The 18390-nt window shown below is 63.2% G+C and carries 11 protein-coding genes; all 11 read left to right on the top strand.

The genetic code is table 11. The annotated features are described in order from the left end of the window. Nucleotides 1–132: 132 nt before the first annotated feature. The 11 genes from NKI05_RS28580 (at nucleotide 133) to NKI05_RS28530 (ending at nucleotide 18253) form a co-directional block, all read left to right on the top strand. On the top strand, nucleotides 133–1110 hold the full coding sequence (locus tag NKI05_RS28580; protein WP_081725578.1) for a sugar ABC transporter substrate-binding protein: 978 nt from the start codon (nucleotides 133–135) through the stop codon (nucleotides 1108–1110). 150 nt (nucleotides 1111–1260) lie between these two features. Beyond that, nucleotides 1261–2322, top strand: coding sequence for an ABC transporter permease (locus NKI05_RS28575; RefSeq protein ID WP_023670725.1), 1062 nt, complete (start codon nucleotides 1261–1263; stop codon nucleotides 2320–2322). After that, nucleotides 2319–3101, top strand: coding sequence for an ATP-binding cassette domain-containing protein (locus tag NKI05_RS28570; protein WP_023670726.1), 783 nt, complete (start codon nucleotides 2319–2321; stop codon nucleotides 3099–3101). The genes NKI05_RS28575 and NKI05_RS28570 overlap by 4 nt, the downstream gene beginning before the upstream one ends. 140 nt (nucleotides 3102–3241) lie before the next feature. Next, on the top strand, nucleotides 3242–5704 hold the full coding sequence (locus NKI05_RS28565; RefSeq protein WP_023715698.1) for a glycogen/starch/alpha-glucan phosphorylase: 2463 nt from the start codon (nucleotides 3242–3244) through the stop codon (nucleotides 5702–5704). A 70-nt stretch (nucleotides 5705–5774) separates the two neighbouring features. Next, entirely contained in the window at nucleotides 5775–7988 is a 2214-nt protein-coding gene (gene glgB / locus NKI05_RS28560) for a 1,4-alpha-glucan branching protein GlgB (RefSeq protein ID WP_023725234.1), read from the top strand. An 83-nt stretch (nucleotides 7989–8071) separates the two neighbouring features. After that, nucleotides 8072–9337, top strand: coding sequence for a glucose-1-phosphate adenylyltransferase (glgC, locus tag NKI05_RS28555; RefSeq protein ID WP_023715696.1), 1266 nt, complete (start codon nucleotides 8072–8074; stop codon nucleotides 9335–9337). A 19-nt stretch (nucleotides 9338–9356) separates the two neighbouring features. Next, entirely contained in the window at nucleotides 9357–10802 is a 1446-nt protein-coding gene (gene glgA, locus NKI05_RS28550; protein WP_023816489.1) for a glycogen synthase GlgA, read from the top strand. A gap of 3 nt (nucleotides 10803–10805) precedes the next feature. Further along, a complete protein-coding gene (locus NKI05_RS28545) occupies nucleotides 10806–12434 on the top strand; it encodes an alpha-D-glucose phosphate-specific phosphoglucomutase (protein ID WP_023752773.1) in 1629 nt (542 codons plus the stop codon). A gap of 157 nt (nucleotides 12435–12591) precedes the next feature. Next, nucleotides 12592–14592, top strand: coding sequence for a glycogen debranching protein GlgX (gene glgX / locus NKI05_RS28540; protein ID WP_023816488.1), 2001 nt, complete (start codon nucleotides 12592–12594; stop codon nucleotides 14590–14592). Then, nucleotides 14592–16241 (top strand): beta-galactosidase BglA, encoded by a 1650-nt coding sequence (gene bglA / locus NKI05_RS28535; protein WP_023816487.1) that lies wholly within the window; start codon nucleotides 14592–14594, stop codon nucleotides 16239–16241. The genes glgX and bglA overlap by 1 nt, the downstream gene beginning before the upstream one ends. A gap of 419 nt (nucleotides 16242–16660) precedes the next feature. Then, complete coding sequence (locus NKI05_RS28530; protein WP_023670734.1) at nucleotides 16661–18253, top strand: peptide ABC transporter substrate-binding protein; 1593 nt, start codon at nucleotides 16661–16663, stop codon at nucleotides 18251–18253. Nucleotides 18254–18390 lie beyond the last annotated feature (137 nt).

The raw sequence follows: 18390 nt of genomic DNA, 5'->3' as shown, positions 1-18390 counted from the left end.
TCCACACTGGGAGAACTTCAGTGGATGCGCTCAAGATGCCGGTTGGCGGCATCCGCATGGTTCCATGGGAGGAAGATCGTGACCAAAGCTTTATTGAAGTCCACCGTGTTCGCCGCGGCGGGCCTCGGCCTGATGGCGTTTGCTTCGACAGCATCGGCCGCCGGCGTCGGCGCCTGCCTGATCACCAAGACCGACACCAACCCCTTCTTCGTCAAGATGAAGGAGGGCGCGACCGCCAAGGCCAAGGAACTTGGCGTCGACCTCAAGACCTATGCCGGCAAGATCGACGGCGATAGCGAGAGCCAGGTGGCGGCGATCGAAAGCTGCATCGCCGACGGCGCCAAGGGCATCCTGATCACCGCGTCCGACACCAAGGGCATTGTGCCGACGGTGAAGAAGGCGCGTGACGCCGGCCTGCTGGTGATCGCGCTCGATACCCCGCTGGACCCGATCGATGCCGCCGACGCGACCTTCGCGACGGACAATCTGGAAGCCGGCAAGCTGATCGGCGCCTGGGCAGCCGCGACCCTCGGCGACAAGGCCAAGGACGCCAAGATCGGCTTCCTCGACCTGACCCCCTCACAGCCGACCGTGGATGTGCTGCGCGACCAGGGCTTCATGATGGGCTTCGGCATCGACGTGAAGGATCCCAACAAGATCGGCGATGAGGACGATGCCCGCATCGTCGGCCACGACGTCACCAACGGCAATGAAGAAGGCGGCCGCAAGGCGATGGAAAACCTTCTGCAGAAGGACAACTCCATCACCGTCATCCACACCATCAACGAGCCCGCCGCTGTCGGCGCCTACCAGGCGCTCAAGGCGGTCGGGCTCGAAAGCCAGGTGCTGATCGTCTCGGTCGATGGCGGCTGTCCCGGTGTGAAGTCGGTGACCGAAGGCGTCATTGGCGCCACCTCGCAGCAATACCCGCTGCAGATGGCGGCACTCGGCATCGAGGCGATCGCCGCCTTCGCCAAGGACGGCGCCAAGCCTAAGCCGACCGAAGGCAAGAATTTCTTCGACACCGGCGTCAACCTCGTCACCGACAAGCCGGCCAATGGCGTGAAGTCGATCGACACCAAGGAAGGCCTCGCCAAGTGCTGGGGCTGATGGCTGTCTGACAGCCAGCGACAAGCTGACGGCCGGGGGCTTGATCCCCGGCCGCTTCGGGTGGACGATGCGTCACGCGAATAATCCCGGCAGCAGACCGGACAGGCGCGAGCGGGTATCGGCATGGAGCTGAAGCCCAGGGGAGGAAACATGGCTCAAGCACAGGAATTCGAGAAGGTTCTCTCGAGCAGCGACACAAGCGTTGCCGCCTTTGACGAGCACAAATCGGCCGTCAAGCGCATCCAGCATTTCCTGCACTCCACGCCGGCGGCGGTGCCGCTGATTGTGCTGGTCCTGTCGATCGTAATTTTCGGCATCGCCATTGGCGGGCGTTTCTTCTCATCCTATACGCTGACGCTGATCCTGCAGCAGATCGCCATCGTCGGCATCCTCGGTGCCGCGCAGACACTGGTCATCCTGACCGCCGGCATCGACCTGTCGATCGGCGTGATCATGGTGATTTCGGCCGTGATCATGGGCAATTGCGCGGTCAGCTACGGCATGCCGGCCGTGCTCGCAGTGCCCATCGGGCTTGCCGCCGGCGCGGCCTGCGGCCTGCTCAACGGTTTGCTGGTCGCCTACATGAAGCTGCCGCCGTTCATCGTCACGCTCGGCACCTGGAACATCGTCATGGCGACGAACTTCATCTATTCGGCCAACGAGACGATCCGCGATACCGATGTCGACGCCCAGGCGCCGCTGCTGCATCTCTTTGCCCTGAGTTTCAAGATCGGCACAGCGGTGCTGACACTGGGCGTCATCGCCACGGTCGTGCTCGTTTTGATCCTCTGGTACGTGCTCAATCACACCGCCTGGGGCCGCCATGTCTACGCCGTTGGCGATGATCAGGAGGCGGCGAAGCTGTCTGGCATCCAGACCAAGAAGGTGTTGATGACGGTCTACACCCTTGCCGGGTTGATCGCCGCTTTTGCTGCCTGGGTTTCCATCGGCCGCAACGGCTCGATCTCGCCGTCAGCCGCCGTCACCGACTACAACCTGCAGGCGATAACCGCGACGGTGATCGGCGGCATTTCACTGTTCGGCGGGCGCGGCTCAATTCTGGGCACGCTTTTCGGCGCGATGATCGTCGGCGTCGTCTCGATGGGCCTCAACATGCTGGGCGCCGATCCGCAATGGAAGGTGCTGCTCACCGGTGTGCTGATCATCGGCGCCGTGGCGATCGACCAATGGATCAGAAAGGTTTCGGCATGACCGTGGAACCCATCCTCACCGCGCGCGGCCTGATCAAGCGCTATGGCCGTGTCACCGCCCTCGACAATGCCGACTTCGACCTCTACCCCGGCGAAATCCTGGCCGTCATCGGAGACAATGGCGCCGGCAAATCATCGCTGATCAAGGCGATTTCCGGCGCCGCCGTGCCCGACGAAGGCGAGATCCGTCTTGAAGGCAAGGCTGTCGCTTTCAAATCGCCCATGGAGGCGCGCGAGGCGGGCATCGAGACGGTCTACCAAAACCTGGCTTTGTCGCCGGCTCTGTCGATCGCCGACAACATGTTCCTCGGCCGCGAGATCCGCAAACCCGGCTTCCTCGGCGACTGGCTTCGTATGCTCGACCGGCCCGCAATGGAAAAGCGCGCCCGCGACAAGCTGACCGAGCTTGGGCTGATGACCATCCAGAACATCAGCCAGGCGGTGGAAACGCTGTCGGGTGGCCAGCGTCAGGGCGTGGCGGTGGCGCGCGCCGCCGCTTTCGGCAGCCGTGTGGTGATCATGGATGAGCCGACCGCGGCACTCGGCGTCAAGGAGAGCCGCCGCGTGCTGGAACTGATCCTCGACGTCAAGAAGCGAGGCCTGCCGATCGTGCTGATCTCGCACAACATGCCGCATGTCTTCGAGGTTGCCGACCGCATCCATATCCATCGGCTGGGTCGCCGCCTCTGCGTCATCGATCCCAAGCAATATACCATGTCCGACGCCGTCGCCTTCATGACGGGAGCGAAGGTTCCGCCGGAGGCTGCACTCGCTGCCTGATCCGCTCGACGGATAAATTGCCGCAGGGGAACTGGCGGCATGCTGGTCTAAATCGATTGAACGTATGTTGCGATGCACTAGGATAGGCTGGGACTGAGAGCGAAAGCCGGTATGATCGCAGCACGATCACGAGAGGCAGTATGACGCGAACAATGACAGCCAAAGCCCCCGATCTCGAAATACCCGATCCCAAGACGCTGGCCGACGAAGTCTTGCTGGCTCTCAAATACCGGGTCGGCAAAGGCACCTCCGTTGCCACGCAATATGATTGGCTGACAGCCTCGATCAAGGTCGTGCGCGACCGCATCGTCGATCACTGGATGCAGGCGACGCAGGAGGCCTACGCCCAGCAGGAAAAGCGCGTCTATTACCTGTCGCTCGAATTCCTCATCGGCCGGCTTATGCGCGATGCCTTCTCCAATCTCGGCCTGATGGACAATATGCGAGAAGCGCTCAAGTCGCTGGGCGTCGACCTCGACCTCATCGCCGGGCTCGAACCGGATGCAGCGCTCGGCAATGGCGGTCTTGGCCGGCTCGCCGCCTGCTTCATGGAAAGCATGGCGACCGTCGACATTCCCGCGCATGGCTACGGCATCCGCTACGCCAACGGCATGTTCCGCCAGGAGATCCATGATGGCTGGCAGGTCGAACTGCCCGAAACCTGGCTCGACCACGGCAACCCTTGGGAGTTCGAGCGGCGGGAGCGTGCCTTCGAGGTCGGCTTCGGCGGCTCGGTGGAATCGATCACCTCCAAGGATGGCCGGCTGGAACGTCACGTCTGGAAGCCGACCGAGCATGTCCAGGCCGTCGCCTACGACACCCCGGTGGTTGGCTGGCGCGCCAACCGCGTCAACACGCTGCGGCTTTGGTCGGGCATGCCGGTCGATCCGATCCTGCTCGACAAGTTCAACGCCGGCGACCACATCGGCGCGCTGGCCGAAAGCAACAAGGCCGATGCCTTGTCGCGCGTGCTTTACCCCGCCGATTCCCACAAGGCCGGCCAGGAACTGCGGCTGCGGCAGGAATATTTCTTCTCCACCGCGTCGCTGCAGGACATCGTCCAGCGCCATCTCAGCCAGTATGGCGATCTCGCCTCGCTGCCCGACAAGGCAGCGATCCACCTCAATGACACCCATCCGGCGATCGCCGTGCCAGAGCTGATGCGCCTGCTGATGGACGTCCATGGCATGGATTTCGACCAGGCCTGGGACATCACCAAGCGCACCTTCGGCTACACCAACCACACGCTGCTGCCAGAAGCGCTGGAAAGCTGGCCGGTGCCGCTGTTCGAACGGCTTTTGCCGCGCCACATGCAGATCGTCTACGCCATCAATGCGCAGGTTTTGCTTGAGGCCCGCGCCACCAACCAGTTTTCCAATGAGCAGATCAGCCGCATCTCGCTGATCCAGGAAAATGGCGACCGCCGCGTGCGCATGGGTAACCTGGCCTTTGTCGGCTCGCACTCGATCAATGGCGTGTCGGCGTTGCACACCGAACTGATGAAGGAGACGGTGTTTGCCGATCTCCACAAGCTCTATCCCGATCGCATCAACAACAAGACCAACGGCATCACGCCACGGCGCTGGCTGATCCAGTGCAATCCAGGCCTCACCGCGCTTGCCCGCGCGGCGATCGGGGACCGTTTCCTCGACGACATCGACGCCATCAAGGGGCTCGAAGCCTTTGCCGGCGACGCCGCCTTCCGCGACAAGTTCGCCGCCGTCAAGCGCTCCAACAAGGTCAAGCTCGCCAATCTGGTCGCCGACCGGCTCGGCATCAAGCTCGACCCGTCGGCGCTGTTCGACATCCAGGTCAAGCGCATCCACGAATACAAGCGCCAACTGCTCAACATCCTGGAAGCGATCGCGCTCTACGACCAGATCCGCTCGCATCCCGAGCAGGACTGGATGCCGCGCGTCAAATTCTTCGGCGGCAAGGCGGCGCCCAGCTACCACAATGCCAAGCTGATCATCAAACTGGCCAACGACGTCGCCAAGGTCATCAACAGCGACCCGTCGGTGCGCGGTCTGCTGAAAGTGGTGTTCGTGCCGAACTACAATGTCAGCCTGGCCGAGGTGATGATGCCGGCAGCCGACCTGTCCGAGCAGATTTCGACTGCCGGCATGGAGGCGTCGGGCACCGGCAACATGAAGTTCGCGCTGAACGGCGCCTTGACCATAGGCACGCTCGACGGCGCCAATGTCGAGATCAAGGAATGCGTCGGCGACGACAACATCTTCATCTTCGGCCTGAGCACGGCGGAAGTCGCCGAGCGGCGCAGCAATGGCTACAACCCGCGCGCCGTGATCGAGGGCTCCCCTGAATTGGCGCAGGCTGTTGCCGCAGTATCGTCGGGCGTGTTCTCGCCCGACCAGCCGGATCGCTACCGCGAGCTGGTCGACGGTCTCTACAACAGCGACTGGTTCATGGTGGCGGCGGATTTCGACGCCTATGCCGCCGCCCAGCGCGATGTCGACGCCGTCTGGCGCAACAGCCCCGATTGGTACGCGCGCGCTATCCGCAACGTTGCCCGCGTCGGCTGGTTCTCTTCCGATCGCACGATCCGCCAATATGCGAAAGAAATCTGGAACGTGCCCGCCTGATATGATTGCATGAGGCCACGACAATGGGTCTTGTGCACAAGAACTGGTTCCCAGGGAGGGACACCGCCTGATGAAGAAACCGCGCGCGACCGCGACGACGAGCGGGTCGGACGGGCTGGCGTCAGCCGGCGATGTCGCCGCAATTGTTGCAGGCACGCATGGCGATCCTTTTGCAATCCTGGGCGTGCATGATGCCGGCAAGAGCCTGGTTGCCCGCTGCTTCGTCCCCAATGCCGAGTTCGTCACCGCATACACGCTGGCCGGCAAGAACGCCGGCGAACTCACGCGGCGCGACGACGCCGGTTTCTTCGAAGGCAGACTGTCGATCAAGAAGCGTCAGCCGCTGCGCTATCACGCCAAGAATGCCGGCGGCGACTGGTGGCTGACCGATCCCTATTCCTTCGGCCCGGTACTCGGCCCGATGGATGATTATTACATCGCCCAAGGATCGCATCTCAGGCTGTTCGACAAGCTCGGCGCTCATCTCATCGATCACGAGGGCGCCTCCGGCGTACACTTCGCCGTCTGGGCGCCCAATGCGCGGCGTGTCTCGGTGGTCGGCGACTTCAACGAATGGGACGGCCGCCGGCACACGATGCGCGACCGCCGCGACACCGGCATCTGGGAGCTGTTCATTCCCGATATCGGCGCCGGCCACCCCTATAAATACGAGATCATTGCCCCCGACGGCGTGCGCCTGCCGCTCAAGGCCGATCCGTTCGCCTTCAAGTCTGAACTGCGCCCGGCCACAGCATCCGTGACGGCGGTGCCGCCGGCGCATGAATGGGGCGACGAGGCGCATCGCAATTACTGGCGAAAGGCCGATCCGCGGCGCGAAGCCATATCGATCTACGAGGTCCATGCCGGTTCGTGGCAGCAGCACGATGATGGCAGCTTCCTGTCATGGGACGAACTCGCCAACCAGCTCATCCCCTATGCTGTCGAGACCGGCTTCACCCACATCGAGTTCCTGCCGATCTCCGAACATCCCTATGACCCGTCATGGGGTTATCAGACAACCGGACTTTATGCCCCCTCGGCGCGATTCGGCGACCCCGACGGCTTCGCCCGTTTCGTCGACGGTGCGCACCGCGCCGGCGTCGGCGTCATCCTCGACTGGGTGCCGGCGCATTTCCCGGTCGACGCGCATGGCCTGGCCAATTTCGACGGCACAGCGCTTTATGAGCATGCCGATCCGCGCAAGGGTTTTCATCCCGACTGGAACACCGCGATCTACAATTTCGGCCGCCGCGAGGTGGTGTCGTTCCTCGTCAATAACGCGCTGTTCTGGGCCGAGAAATACCATGTCGACGGTTTGCGCGTGGATGCGGTGGCCTCGATGCTCTACCTCGATTATTCGCGCAAGGCCGGCGAGTGGATCCCCAACGAGAAGGGCGGCCGCGAAAACCTCGAAGCAGTCTCCTTCCTGCAGAAGATGAACAAGGAGGTCTACGGCCACCATCCCGGCGTGATGACCATCGCCGAGGAATCGACTTCATGGCCGAAGGTCTCGGCGCCGGTGCATGAAGGCGGGCTGGGCTTCGGCTTCAAATGGAACATGGGCTTTATGCACGACACGCTGGAGTATTTCGCCAAGGAGCCGATCTTCCGCAAACATCACCACAACGACCTGACCTTCGGCCTGACCTACGCCTTCTCCGAGAATTTCGTGCTGCCGCTGTCCCATGACGAGGTCGTGCACGGCAAGGGCACGCTGCTCGGCAAGATGGCCGGCGACGACTGGCAGAAGTTCGCGACTTTGCGCGCCTTCTATGCCTTCATGTGGGGCTATCCCGGCAAGAAGCTGTTGTTCATGGGCCAGGAATTCGCCCAGCGCCGCGAGTGGAGCGAGGCGCGCGCGCTCGACTGGAACCTGCTCGACTTCCACCCGCATCGCGGCGTCTGGCAGACGGTGCGCGACCTCAACTATCTCTACCGCTCGCGCCCGGCGCTGCATGCGCGCGACTGCGAGCCGGACGGCTTCTCCTGGCTGATCGTCGACGACAAGGAAAATTCGGTCTTCGCCTGGCTGCGCAGCGCGCCCGGCGGCAACCCGATCGCCGTCATTTCCAACTTCACGCCAGTGCCGCGCGACAATTATCGCGTGCCATTGCCCAAGGTCGGCAAATGGCGCGAAATCATCAACACCGACGCTTCGGACTACGGTGGTTCGGGCAAGGGCAATGGCGGTGTGGTCGAAGCCAGGGCGGAAGGAGGAGGCATTTCGGCAACGATGCTTTTGCCGCCGCTGTCGACGATCATGCTTGAACTCGTTGCGGGCTAGGTCCGTCAACTCGTTTCGGATTAGGTCCGTCGACTCGTTGCGGACCGGGCGATGCTCCAGACTGGTAATTTGGGAGGGTAAAAATGGCAGACTTGAAGAGAACCCAGCCGCTGGCGCGCGATGCCATGGCCTATGTGCTGGCCGGCGGCCGCGGCAGCCGGCTTAAGGAATTGACCGACCGCAGGGCCAAGCCGGCCGTCTATTTCGGCGGCAAGACGCGCATCATCGATTTCGCGCTGTCCAATGCGCTGAATTCCGGCATTCGTCGCCTCGGTGTCGCCACCCAGTATAAGGCGCATTCGCTGATCCGCCACCTGCAGCGCGGCTGGAACTTCCTGCGCCCGGAGCGAAACGAAAGCTTCGACATCCTGCCGGCCTCGCAGCGTGTCTCGGAAACCCAGTGGTATGAAGGCACCGCCGACGCCGTCTACCAGAACATCGACATCATCGAGGCCTATGGCCCCGAATACATGGTGATCCTGGCCGGCGACCATATCTACAAGATGGACTACGAGCTGATGCTGCGCCAGCACGTCGACGCTAATGCCGACGTCACTGTCGGTTGCCTCGAAGTGCCGCGCTTGGAAGCGACCGGCTTCGGTGTCATGCATGTCGACGGCAAGGACAACATCATCGCGTTCGTCGAAAAGCCCGCCGACCCGCCCGGCATTCCCGACAAGCCGGAATTCGCGCTGGCCTCCATGGGCATCTATGTCTTCAAGACCAAGTTCCTGATGGAACAACTGCGCCGCGATGCGGCCGAGCCGGGTTCGAGCCGCGACTTCGGCAAGGACATCATCCCCTACATCGTCCAGCACGGTAAGGCGATCGCGCATCGCTTCGCCAAGTCCTGCGTGCGCTCGACGGCCGAGAACGAAGCCTATTGGCGCGATGTCGGCACGGTCGACGCCTACTGGGAAGCCAATATCGACCTTACCGACATCACTCCCGAACTCGACCTCTACGACCGCGACTGGCCGATCTGGACCTATGCCGAATTGAAGCCGCCGGCAAAGTTCGTGCATGACGAGGATGGCCGGCGCGGTTCGGCCGTCTCCTCGCTGGTCTCAGGCGACTGCATCGTCTCGGGTGCTTCGCTGAAGCGCAGCTTGATCTTCACCGGGGCGCGCATCAACTCCTATTCGACGCTGGAAGAGGTCGTCATGCTGCCCGACGTTCATGTCGGCCGGAACGCAAAGTTGAAGCGCGTCGTCATCGACCACGGTGTAAGGATACCGGAGGGGCTGGTGGTTGGCGAAGACCCTGTTCTCGACGCCAAGCGTTTCCGGGTCTCGGAAAAGGGCATCTGCCTGGTCACGCAGGACATGATCGACAAGCTGAAGCTGTAAGACGGGATACCATAAACGCATGCAGGTTCTGTCGGTCACGCCCGAGATATTCCCGCTGATCAAGACCGGCGGACTTGCCGATGTGACCGGTGCATTGCCGATCGCGCTGGCCGCCAAGGGCGTGACCATGCGCACGCTCATCCCCGGCTTTCCCCAGGTGATGGACGCCTTCAAGAAAAAGAAGGCTGTCTACCAATACCCGCTGCTGCAGGGCGGCAAGGCTTCGGTCCATGCCGTCAAGATCGCCGGGCTCGACCTGTTCGTGCTCGACGCGCCGCATCTCTACGACCGTCCCGGCGGCCCTTACGGCAATGCGGCCGGCGCCGATTGGCCCGACAATTGGCGGCGCTTCGCAGCGTTGAGCCAGGTCGGCGGCGATATCGCCGGCGGCGCCATCTCCGGCTACCAGCCCGACCTGGTGCACGCCCATGACTGGCAGTCGGCGATGACGCTGGCTTACATGCGCTACGGCAAGGCGGTCGGCGTACCGTCGCTGATCACCGTTCACAACCTTGCCTTCCAGGGTCAGTTCGGCGCCGGCATTTTTGGCGAGCTCGGCTTGCCGGCCGCGGCGATGGCGCTTGACGGCGTCGAATATTATGGCGGCGTCGGCTTCCTCAAGGCCGGCCTGCAGGCGGCCTGGGCGATCACCACGGTGAGCCCCACCTATGCCCAAGAAATCCGCTCGCCGGAATTCGGCATGGGCCTCGACGGCCTCATCAACATGCGCTCTTCCGACCTCTACGGCATCGTCAACGGCATCGACACCGACATCTGGAACCCGGAGACCGACAAGCATCTGGTGTCGGCCTACTCCGCCGCGACGCTGAAGGCTCGCCTTCCCAACCGGGCGGTTGTCGAGGACCGCTTCAGCCTCGAGCGCGACGACAGTCCGATCGTCTGCGTCGTCAGCCGGCTGACCTGGCAGAAGGGCATGGACATACTGGCGGCTGTGGTCGACGGCGTCGTCGCCACCGGCGCGCGGCTGGCGATCCTCGGCTCAGGCGACGCCGGCCTGGAAGGCGCGCTGCTGGCTGCCACCGCCCGCCATCGCGGCCGTGTCGGCGTCGTCGTCGGCTATGACGAGGGGCTTTCCCACGCCATGCAGGGCGGCTGCGACGCCATCGTCATCCCGTCGCGCTTCGAGCCTTGCGGGCTGACCCAGCTTTACGGCCTACGCTATGGCTGCGTGCCGGTCGTCGCCCGCACCGGCGGCCTTGCCGACACCATCATCGACGCCAATGAAGCAGCGATCTCGGCCGGTGTCGCCACCGGCTTCCAGTTCGCGCCCAATAGTGGCGGCGCCATGCTGCACGCCATCCGCCGGCTGGTCGATGCGCATTCGAGCCCGGCCGTCTGGGAACAGATCCAGCGCCAGGGCATGAAGGCCGATGTCTCCTGGGACAAGAGCGCCGACAAATACGTTGAACTCTACCGCCTGCTGCTTTCGAAAAGGGTTGCCTGAAGCATGATCCGGACCGTCGCCACCAAACCCTATCTCGACCAGAAACCCGGCACGTCCGGCCTGCGCAAGAAGGTGCCTGTCTTTCAGCAGGAGCACTATGCCGAGAACTTCATCCAGTCGATCTTCGACGCGCTGGAGGGCTTTGAGGGCAAGACGCTGGTGATCGGCGGCGACGGCCGCTTCTACAACCGCGAGGTCATCCAGAAGGCCATCGCCATGGCGGCGGCCAACGGCTTCGGCAAGGTGATGGTCGGGCAGGGCGGCATATTGTCGACGCCGGCGGCGTCGCATGTCATCCGCAAATACAAGACCTTCGGCGGCATCATCCTGTCGGCCAGTCACAATCCGGGCGGCCCGCACGAGGATTTCGGCATCAAGTACAATGCCGGCAATGGCGGCCCGGCGCCGGAAAAGCTGACCGACGCGATCTTCGAAAAGACCAAGACGATTTCGAGCTTCAAGACCGCCGACATCGACCAGATCGACATCGACAAGATCGGCACGGTGACCGCCGGCGGCATGGCGGTCGAGATTATCGACCCGGTCACCGACTATGCCGAATTGATGGAGAGCCTGTTCGACTTCGACGCCATCCGCGCCAATTTCAAATACGGCTTCCGCATGCGCTTCGACGCCATGCATGCGGTCACCGGCCCGTATGCCAAGGAAATCCTCGAGCGCCGGCTCGGCGCGGAGAATGGCACCTGCCGCAACTACAAGCCGCTGCCGGATTTTGGCGGCCATCACCCGGATCCGAACCTGGTCCACGCCAAGCATCTCTATGACGAGATGATGGGACCGGATGCGCCCGATTTCGGCGCCGCTTCCGACGGCGACGGTGACCGCAATCTCATCATCGGCAAGGGCATTTTCGTCACCCCGTCGGATTCGGTGGCCATGCTTGCCGCCAATGCGCAATTGGCGCCGGGCTACAAGGACGGCCTCAAAGGCATCGCCCGCTCGATGCCGACCAGCGGCGCTGCCGACCGCGTCGCCGAACAGCTCGGCATCGGCATCTACGAAACGCCGACCGGTTGGAAGTTCTTCGGCAATCTGCTCGATGCCGGCATGGCAACGATCTGCGGCGAGGAAAGCGCCGGCACCGGCTCGAACCATGTCCGTGAAAAGGACGGGCTGTGGGCGGTGCTGTTGTGGCTGAACATCCTGGCCGTGCGCGGCGAAAGCTGCAAGGACGTCGTCACCGAACATTGGGCGACCTACGGCCGCAATTACTATTCACGTCATGACTATGAGGAGGTCGAAACCGAGCGCGCCAACGCCCTGGTCGACGAGTTGCGCGCCAAGCTGACCTCGCTGCCCGGCACCAGCGTGCGCGGCCTGAAGATCGCCAATGCCGACGACTTCGCCTATCACGATCCGGTCGACGGTTCGGTGAGCAAGAACCAGGGCATCCGCATCCTGTTCGAAGGCGGCTCGCGTGTCGTGTTTCGTTTGTCCGGCACCGGCACGTCGGGTGCTACGCTGCGCGTCTACATCGAGCGCTACGAGCCGGACAGAGCGCGGCATGATCTCGACACGCAAGAGGCGCTCGCCGACCTGATCGCGGCTGCCGATGATATCGCCGGGATCAAGAGCCACACCGGGCGCAACAAGCCGAGCGTGATTACTTGAGGGTGGTGACGTCTTTACCCTCGCCCTTGTGGGGAGGGTCGATCCGCGCAGCGGCTCGGGTTGCGGGTGCTCGTAAAGCGCTTTCCCCGCGCCGACCCCCACCCCGCTCACTTCGTTCGCGACCCTCCCCACAAGGGGGAGGGTGGAGGATGCGCCGATGACCCAGCTCGGCGCAACGGTCACTCCCGAAGGCATCCGCTTCGCCGCCTGGTCGTCGTCCGCGCGGCGCCTGTGGGTGTCGATCTTCGACGACACCGGCGCCCGTGAAATCGACCGGCTCGAACTTCAGCCGGAAGGCGAGAGCGTCCATGCGCTGTTCGTCGCCGGCCTTGCCGCGGGTACGCGCTACGGCTTTCGCGCCGACGGCGAATATGCGCCGGAGCGCGGGCTGTGGTTCGATCCCGACAAGCTGCTCACTGATCCCTACGCTGTCGAGATAGACCGGCCCTACCAGCATCATTGGCGGCTTGCCGCCCGGCGCAACGAAGGCACCGATACCGCGCCGCTGATGCCGAAGACCGTCGCCCGCGCGCTGCCCAAGCCGCTGCCGGCCAAGGCGCCTTTGTTCCAGCCGGGCGGCCTGATCTACGAACTCAATGTCCGTTCCTTCACCAGACTGCATCCGGACGTGCCCCAAGCGCAGCGCGGCACCATTGCGGCACTTGCGCATCCGGCCATCCTCGAACACCTCAGAAAGATCGGCGTCTCCGCCGTTGAGCTAATGCCCGTGACGGCATGGATCGATGAGCGCCATCTACCGCCGCTCGGCCTCAGCAACGCATGGGGCTACAACCCAGTCACCTTCATGGCGCTCGATCCGCGGCTGGCGCCGGGCGGCCTCGCCGAGTTGCGCGATACTGTGGGGGTGCTGCGCAGGGTTGGCATTGGCACCATCCTCGATCTCGTCTTCAATCATACCGGCGAAAGTGACCGGCTCGGGCCGACGCTGTCGCTGCGCGGCCTCGACAATCAAGCCTACTACCGCAGCGAGCCGGACGGCAGGTTGGCCAACGATACCGGCACCGGCAATACCATTGCCTGCGACCATCCGGTCGTTCGCGACATGGTACTCGACACGCTGCGCCATTTCGTCCGCCATGCCGGCGTCGACGGTTTCCGCTTCGACCTGACGCCGGTCCTCGGCCGCGTCGCTGGCGTATTCGATCCGGCGGCTCCGTTGCTCGAGACCATCGCAACCGATCCCATGCTTGCCGACAGGGTGCTGATTGCCGAGCCGTGGGACATCGGCCCGAATGGCTATCAGCTCGGCAATTTCCGGCCGCCTTACCTCGAATGGAACGACCGCTACCGCGACGACGTCAGGCGCTTCTGGCGCGGCGATGCCGGCGCGGTCGGTGCGCTGGCGACAAGGCTCGCCGGCTCCTCCGATGTGTTCGGCAGGGAGGGCCAATCCGCCAGCCGCACGGTCAACTTCATCGCCGCACACGATGGCATGACGCTGGCCGATATCGTCGCCTATGAAGCCAAACACAACCAGGCCAATGGCGAGAAGAACCGCGACGGCCACAATGAGAACCTGTCCTGGAACAACGGCGTCGAGGGCGAAACCTCGGACAAGGCGATTGCCGAGGCCCGTTCCCATGATCGCTTCGCGCTGCTCGCCACTCTGTTTGCCTCGCGCGGCACCATCATGCTGACGGCGGGCGATGAATTCGGCCGCACGCAAGGGGGCAACAACAACGCCTATGCGCAGGACAACGCCATCACCTGGCTCGACTGGGCCGGGCGCGACGTCGGGCTGGAAGCCCATGTGTCGGCGCTCGCAGCTCTGCGCGGCGCGGTGCCGGGGCTTTCCGATACGCGCTTCCTGACCGGAGAGCCGCCGGACGGTTCTGATGTGCCCGACGTCGCGTGGCTGACCGAGACCGGCGCGCCGCTCGGCGAAGCCGACTGGAACGATGGCTCGCGCCATCGCCTCGTCATGCTGCTCGGCGATGGCGGGGAAGGCCGCCTGGCTGTGATCGTCAATGGCGATCGCCGCCAATGCGTCTTCACGCTGCCCGCGCGGCAAGGGTTTGAATGGCAGCCGGCTGTTGAAGCGCAAGCGGTCGACCTCGCGTGGCCGCTGCCCGGCCGCAGTGTCAGTTTCATGATCGAGCGCCGGACCGCAAAGGCCCGCGCCAGGAAGGGTCCGTGATGGCCGACGACAATGCCCAGCCGGGACCCGAACAGAGCGCCGACTGGTGGCGCGGCTGCGTCATCTACCAGATCTATCCTCGCTCCTTCCAGGACGCCACCGGCGACGGCAGCGGCGACCTCTCAGGCATCACCCCACGGCTGGCGCACGTCGCCTCGCTCGGCGTCGACGCCGTCTGGCTGTCGCCCTTCTTCAAATCGCCAATGGCCGATATGGGCTACGACGTCTCCGACTATCAGGCGGTCGATCCGATGTTCGGCACGCTCGACGACTTTGACGCGCTGGTTGCCGAGGCGCACAGGCTCGGCCTGAAGGTGATCATCGATCAGGTGTTGTCGCACTCCTCCGACAAGCACGAATGGTTTGTAGAGAGCCGTGCCAGCAAGGATAATCCCAAGGCTGACTGGTATGTCTGGGCCGACACCAGGCCGGACGGCAACGCGCCCAACAACTGGCTGTCGGTCTTCGGCGGCCCGGCCTGGGAGTGGGACGCGACCCGCCGGCAATACTACATGCACAATTTCCTCGCCTCGCAGCCGGACCTCAACTTCCACAATCCTGAGGTTCAAGACGCGTTGTTGCAGACGGTGCGGTTCTGGCTCGAGCGCGGCGTCGACGGCTTCCGCCTGGATACGGTCAACTACTATGTCCACGACCGCTGGCTGCGCAGCAACCCGCCGCTGGCGTCGAGCGTCGCCGGCACCAACGGCGAAACCAACACCTATCTCTTCCAGGAGCACCTGTTCGACAAGACGCAACCGGAAAACCTCGATTTCCTCAGGCGCTTCCGCGCTTTGCTCGACGAATATGACGGCCGCGCCAGTGTCGGCGAGGTCGGCGACGAAGGCCGCTCGCTGCAGACGCTGGCCGCCTACACATCCGGCGGCGACAAGCTCAACATGTGCTACACCTTCGACCTGCTCGGCCCGCAATTCTCAGCCGCCCATGTGCGCGGCTGCGTCGAGGCCTTCGAGGCAGCTGTCGCCGACGGCTGGGTCTGCTGGGCGTTCTCCAACCACGATGTCGTGCGCCATGTCAGCCGCTGGACGCGGCCGGGCGGCGATCCAGATGCGGTGGCGACATTCGCTATCGCTTTGCTCTCCTGCCTGCGGGGCTCGATCTGTCTCTACCAAGGCGAAGAGCTTGGGCTGGAGGAGGCGGAACTGACCTTCGAGGATCTGCGCGATCCCGTCGGCATCCGTTTCTGGCCGGGGGTAAAGGGCAGGGACGGCTGCCGCACACCGATGGTCTGGGAAGCGGGCGCCGACAATGCCGGGTTTTCCTCGGGAAAACCCTGGCTGCCGGTGCCGGAAAGCCACCGCGCTCGGGCGGTCGATATCCAGAACGCCGACGACAAGTCCGTGCTCGCCGGCTACCGGACGATGCTCGCCTTGCGCAAGGCGCATCTGGCGCTGGTCAAGGGCCCGATCCGCTTTCTCGATACCGACGGCGATTTCCTTGCCTTCATCCGGCAGGGCGAGGACGAGATATTGCTCTGCGTCTTCAATTTCGCCGACAAGCCGGCCGACTGGCGACTGCCGCCGGATCTCCAGCTTGTCGAGGCGATCGCCCTGGGTGGCGGTGCCGTCCTGCAGGAGGAGGGGCTGTTGCTGCCGGCCCTGGGCTGGTTTGTCGGCAAGGTAGGCTGATCTTTCAGGGACGCCGTCCGGCTTCAAAAAAGATCATGATCCGCGCAACCGGCGCCACGTTTTCCATTCGGGCTTCTTAGGTACTTTCGTTGAGCTTGGCCACGAACTCCATTCCTGGAATGTTTCCAGATGGTTGCGCCAATTACAACTGCTGAGGGCAAAACGCAAAATTACAGGACAACCGCAAGCTGCACCCAATTGGACCTTGTAATATAGAATAGCTATGGCTGGTTTAAGGTGAGGATGCTCACTTAGCGTCAAGCAAGACTCGGTTGAAATAATATTTCCGTCTGTCTAGTCTCCTGCCACCAGCTGCCGGAACGGGAACCGGCGGCGCGCTCGAAGGGGCCAGAAATCGGTTCCGGGGCGTCAACACTCGTAAGGCGCAGCCGATGGGCAGCGCCACAGGGAGAGACTTCATGCTGAAAAATATGCTGAAGGCGACGCTTGTCGCCGCGACCATGACCTTTGCCGCAGGCACGTTCCTGACGCCGGCCCTTGCCGAGACCGTCTATAACAGAGGCAGCGCCGCCGAAGCGGAGACGGTCGATCCGCACAAGACCTCGACCGTCTACGAAGCCGATATCATACGCGACCTGTTCCAGGGACTGGTCATGCACGATCAGAAGACGAACCTCATCCCGGGCGCCGCCGAAAGCTGGACGGTATCTGATGACGGCACCGTCTACACCTTCAAGCTGCGCAAGGACGGCTTGTGGTCGGATGGCAGCCCGGTGACGGCGGACGACTTCGTCTATTCCTTCCGTAGGCTGGAGGATCCGGCGACCGCCGCCGAATACGCTTCCATGCTCTATCCCGTGAAGAACGCCGAGGAAGTCAACACCAAGAAAGGCAAGCCCGAGGACATGGGCGTCAAGGCGATCGACGCCAACACCCTGGAAGTGACGCTGAAGGCGCCGACGCCATACTTCCTGGAGATGCTGACCCACCAGGCTACCTACCCGGTCAACAAGGCCTCGATCGACAAGCTCGGCGCCGACTGGATCAAGGCGGGCAATCTCGTTTCGAACGGCGCCTATACGCTGGCCGAGTGGATTCCCAACGACCACATGAAGCTGGTCAAGAATCCGAAATTCTGGGATGCCGCGACCGTCAAGATGGACGTCGTCAACTACATCCCGACCGAAGACCGCTCATCGGCGATGAAGCGCTTCGAGGCCGGCGAACTCGACAGCTACGGCGACTTGCCGACCGAACAGCTCGCTGACCTCAAGACCAAGTTCGGCGATCAGGTCCGTGTCGGACCGTATCTCGGCACCTACTATTACGCGATCAAGACCGACAAGGCACCGTGGGACAATGTCGAGCTGCGCAACGCCATCTCGATGGCGATCGACCGCGACTTCCTGGCCGAAAAGGTCTGGCAGAATTCCATGCTGCCTGGCTATTCGATGGTGCCTCCGGGCATCGCCGGCTACACGCCGGCAATGGCCAAATACGCCGACATGCCGCAGATCGACCGCGAGGACGCCGCCAAGAAGATCCTTGAGAAACTCGGCTATACGCCCGAGCATCCGCTGAAGATGGAGATCCGCTACAACACCTCGGAAAACCACAAGAACACCGCGGTTGCCATCCAGGAACAGTTGAAGCCGCTTGGCGTCGAGATCACGCTGCTCAACACCGATACCAAGACCCACTATTCCTTCCTCGAGCAGAAGGGCAACTACGACGTGGCGCGTGCCGCCTGGATCGCCGACTACAAGGATCCCGAGACCTTCCTCGGCATCACCCGCAAGGCCAGCGGCAACAACTATTCGAACTACGTCAGCCCGGCATATGAGGCGGCCATGGACAAGGCCGCGGCTGCCGGCGGCAAGCCGGAAGAGCGCATGAAGGACCTCACTGAGGCCGAGCGCATCCTTGTCGATGACGTCGGCAACATTCCGCTTCTCTACTACAGCTTCCACGATATCGTTTCCTCGAAGCTGCATGGCTTCGATGACAATGTGATGGACATCCATCCGTCCCGCTTCGTCTCCAAGGACTGATAATCATCCTTGACTGGACCGGCCCCCCCCCATTTGGCGGGGGGGGGGGGGGGGGGAAGGCCCACGGGCGCGACGGGGGGTTAGGTTTTTGGCAACCCGGGGGGCTGATATTTCGCCGCCGCCGGGGGATAGGGCGG

This window comes from Mesorhizobium sp. M0771, from assembly GCF_040320155.1.
In the GTDB taxonomy this organism is placed as follows: Bacteria; Pseudomonadota; Alphaproteobacteria; order Rhizobiales; family Rhizobiaceae; genus Mesorhizobium.
Note: the sequence above shows the minus strand (reverse complement) of the source record. Positions and strands in the feature narration are given on the sequence as shown.